Here is a 3,590-nt window from a genome sequence, read left to right on the forward strand (position 1 = left end):
TTTGCGACTTCCATTTGCTACACTTCCTATAGTTAAGTTTTGTTTAATAAATAAGCGGAAATATCAACTATCCTGAGATAGATGATGGTGAGTAACACGAACACGGCATTATGATGAGTAAGCCTTTACGGGGTGATATTGCTCCTGCATTCCCCGATTGCCTGAGATCAGTCTCGGCGCTATTTCGGTTTGCTAGGGTTCACCGATAGCCTGTCGTGAGGGCAAATTGTTAAAGAGCAGTACAGCTATGCTGAGAGCAATTTTTTCTTACTGATATCTAGCAGATCATGTGCCTGATATTTACCATCAGAAATCTGTTGAATTGTCTCGGCATAGTTGGTTTTACCGAAAAACTCAGTCTTGGGGAGGAATCCGTTTTTTAGCCATTTATAAACGGCTCTTTCACTAACCCCACAAGCACGAGCTACTTCGGTGATGCCAATATTTTTAATTGGTTCTTCCAAGGTTCGCATAACAACTCCTTTATTTCGTACTTTCAGTACACATTATGATTGAACTGAAAGTTTTTTCAAGTGGATTATCATCGTACTTATGGTACAGACAGAAAAAACGCGCGAACAATTTTCCCAACGGCTGGCGCAGGCCTGTGAGCAGGCTGGTCTAAATGAACATGGTCGAGGGGCAGCGATAGTTAGGGCTTTAGGGGTGTCATCTAAGGCAGTCAGCAAGTGGTTTAATTCGGAATCTTTGCCCAGACAGGAAAAGATGAATGCTCTTGCTGATTATCTCAAAGTCGATATCGTCTGGTTGCAACATGGCATAGACAATGCTAGCGATAACGCTCGCCCAGATAAAATACAAGCTGTTAAACCAGCAACTAGGCAATTAACGAAGGAACAAGAAGAGTTATTGGAATTATTCGACCGTTTGCCAGCAGAAGAAGCAGATCGTTTTTTAAAAGAAATGAAGATAAAAGCAGCGCATTTTGATGCGATTTTCGCTGAAATGTTGGCGAAGCGTAGCAGTAAAGCAAGCTAACAAAACATATACCATATGTAAACAGTAACTAAATGAAATGTTCACTGTGTCATATTTTTTAATATAGGCCGCACCTCGCGGCCTTCTGCCTAGTATCACAAATCAGACAATTTTCGATCAAAATGCTGGCAGGAGTGATGCAGGGTAATATGATTAAGCCTCTGTGTTTTAATGATATTTTTTAGGGGGCTATAGACAAAATGGATAATCAACAGTGGCAAAATCTACAGATTACCTGGCCTGGTCAGGCAGAAGTTGATAATGTGCTTTACTGTAAAAAGCAGGTCGATTTTACTGGTGTTAGATGGGGGGAGAAACCACCCCCAAATAAACCTTTTTTACGCCCCTTCCTCGCTCAATCCGTGACCACAATCACAATATCCCACTGATGTAAAAATTTATTTCATTATTAATCAATTAGTTATACCAAAAGTACGATAATTTAATTTAAATTTGTACTTTTGGTACTTGCTTAATTCGTACTTTTGGTTCAATATTGTTTTCAACGAAGGCACGGAGCCAAAGTTAAAAGGAATTCGCTCTTTAACAATCTAACCCAGAACAGCGTATTCACTCTGTTACACCCCTACGCACAAATGCGATGTATCGCTGACAGTCGATAGCAGTATGTCAGTGAGAAGATTAGCCTCGAAAGAGCGCGAACGGGCATCCCTGACAGAGAGCGCGCTGAAATTAACTATAAGGATAATTTATGTAATATCCAGCGGGTTAGACCGCAAACGCGATGATGCGTTAATCCGGTAGAGCAGCATGACGGCCAATCATGCACCGGTTATTAGCGGCGAGAACGCGGCAGGAGGCGCGACCACTGCGAGAGTGTGGTTCAAAGTTCAAGTTGGCTTTGAGGTGTGGTGAATGCACAGGCTGATGTGATCAGGAACAGCGCAGGTGCAACCCGTTCGATTCGGGTTTTAATCCTTGGTGGTTTGAGCTTTGCGAGAAGTAGGAGATCAGTACCTACCACCACACCATCAAAGCCAATTATTACGGGAGAAGTTCCATGAACGAATCAGTAATGACAGATAGTCTCGAAATAGCTCTCGAAGCTATCGAAAACGTTTTCGATAAAATCGACAGGAATCGGCATAAAAATTTCTGGAACAACCGCGAACCCAAGCAGCGCATCAGAACGCAGGAGAGCGACACTGTTAACGCATTAAGCGGTTTCATTACAGCGGTAAACAATGCGCAGTCAAAAGAACCGGTTGCAAAAAATAACAAATCTCCCCGCCGTAGACTGGAATCGGGCGGGGTTACGGCGAGGGGGTGATATGAGAATTATGAGATCAAAACAGGTAATTATCATGTACAGAACAGCTACACAGGTTTCCAGAGTATCAAATAAATTGGCTGGATCTTTTTCATATTATGCAAATGCACAAGATGCAATAGATACTGGGTTATTTTGTCAGAAACTGGTTGATGATTATTGGACTGGCGATGAGCGTTTCGACTTTTTAGGCCAGCCATTTGTAATTAAAAGCAGAGAGGAATTAAACCCAGAAGAATATAGCATTGCCAATTAACTAACTCCAGCTCATTTCCGAGTGGGCTGTGGTGAGTTAATTACTATAGAGAGATATAATATGAGAAGTAATAAAACGCTGGACAGTTTAGTTATTCGTGTATCAAAATTATCAAATAGAGCATTTTTGGGTAGAGTAAAAGAAAATAAAAATATGCCAAATTCTGTAGTTATGGTTGGTGCTCGTCGTGATGTTACTCATCAGGTGTTGGATGCTGCAATAGAAATTATTAGTAATAATGATGATTTTAGTAGACCGACAATTATTAGGATTGGTGATGTTGAATATAAATTAGAACTAACAGAAAGACCATAATCATTGGAGGAAAATAACAATGAAAATGATTAAGGTATTTGGTAGTAATAAAACATTAATATATGTTCAATCCTCCAGAATTCATGAAATTTGGGATAATCAATTTGGTGAATTTAAATCAGCAATGGCAGATCATGAAAGAGGCGTTAATTACTACTCAGAATTATCACCAGATGAATTAGCAGAATTGATTAATACTGGAGAATAACAATGGCTAAACATATCCACGCCGATTTAATGATGAAAGCGTCGGAAATTGCACAGACAGATGCAGAATGGTGGAAATATTTTGAAGTTCTGCATGATGACGCTGACAGATGGGAATCTATACGCCTGATGAGTTTGAATCAGAGCCACGCGCAATGCGCGATGTAACTCCGGTCACAACAAAACAATCTCTCAATAGCTTAATCAATAACAAACCAGTAAAGGATGAGCCAAAGGGCGATCAACGCACACCTGATGAGTTACTGTGCGATTTTATCCGCTATATTTTTATGGACACTGGCGCAGAGCATCCCATGACCTACCGATTTGTCAGGGAGGTTGTGAAATTCTGGAATATCCCGCTGGTAGTCTTGCAGGCTGATATCAATCCTCAGTTGGGTGCATCTAATAGTTATACAGTTTGGGAACCGGGCGATATTCAAACACGGCTGCCAGTATTAACACCATTCACGGATATGGTGAAGAAGTACGGCACACCCTAGCTGACAGACCAACACGGAG

General features: G+C 41.0%; 6 protein-coding genes and 2 pseudogenes. 7 read left to right on the top strand and 1 reads right to left on the bottom strand.

Features of this window, described 5'->3' with window-relative positions; all coding sequences use genetic code 11:
- Positions 1-245: 245 nt before the first annotated feature.
- Positions 246-473 (bottom strand): helix-turn-helix transcriptional regulator, encoded by a 228-nt coding sequence (locus H8A87_RS01090; RefSeq protein WP_198688190.1) that lies wholly within the window; start codon positions 471-473, stop codon positions 246-248.
- A 79-nt stretch (positions 474-552) separates the two neighbouring features.
- Here H8A87_RS01090 and H8A87_RS19710 point away from each other — a divergent pair.
- From H8A87_RS19710 to H8A87_RS01125, 7 genes and pseudogenes are all read left to right on the top strand, one after another.
- Positions 553-798: pseudogene (locus tag H8A87_RS19710) on the top strand (helix-turn-helix domain-containing protein); the annotation flags it as partial.
- Between the two features lie 1,222 nt (positions 799-2,020).
- On the top strand, positions 2,021-2,290 hold the full coding sequence (locus H8A87_RS01100) for a hypothetical protein (protein WP_198688192.1): 270 nt from the start codon (positions 2,021-2,023) through the stop codon (positions 2,288-2,290).
- Positions 2,291-2,324: 34 nt separating this feature from the next.
- On the top strand, positions 2,325-2,546 hold the full coding sequence (locus tag H8A87_RS01105) for a hypothetical protein (protein WP_198688193.1): 222 nt from the start codon (positions 2,325-2,327) through the stop codon (positions 2,544-2,546).
- Positions 2,547-2,606: 60 nt separating this feature from the next.
- A complete protein-coding gene (locus tag H8A87_RS01110; RefSeq protein ID WP_198688194.1) occupies positions 2,607-2,861 on the top strand; it encodes a DUF7446 family protein in 255 nt (84 codons plus the stop codon).
- Between the two features lie 19 nt (positions 2,862-2,880).
- Positions 2,881-3,069, top strand: a complete 189-nt coding sequence (locus H8A87_RS01115; RefSeq protein ID WP_198688195.1) for a hypothetical protein — start codon at positions 2,881-2,883, stop codon at positions 3,067-3,069.
- Positions 3,070-3,071: 2 nt separating this feature from the next.
- Positions 3,072-3,236 carry a hypothetical protein gene (locus tag H8A87_RS01120; protein WP_198688196.1) on the top strand — a complete coding sequence of 55 codons (165 nt, stop codon included), beginning with the start codon at positions 3,072-3,074 and terminating at the stop codon, positions 3,234-3,236.
- A gap of 107 nt (positions 3,237-3,343) precedes the next feature.
- A pseudogene (locus tag H8A87_RS01125) lies at positions 3,344-3,568 on the top strand (phosphoadenosine phosphosulfate reductase family protein); the annotation flags it as partial.
- Positions 3,569-3,590: the final 22 nt, after the last annotated feature.

It is taken from the genome of Xenorhabdus lircayensis (assembly GCF_016306625.1).
GTDB classification, from domain to species: Bacteria; Pseudomonadota; Gammaproteobacteria; order Enterobacterales; family Enterobacteriaceae; genus Xenorhabdus; species Xenorhabdus lircayensis.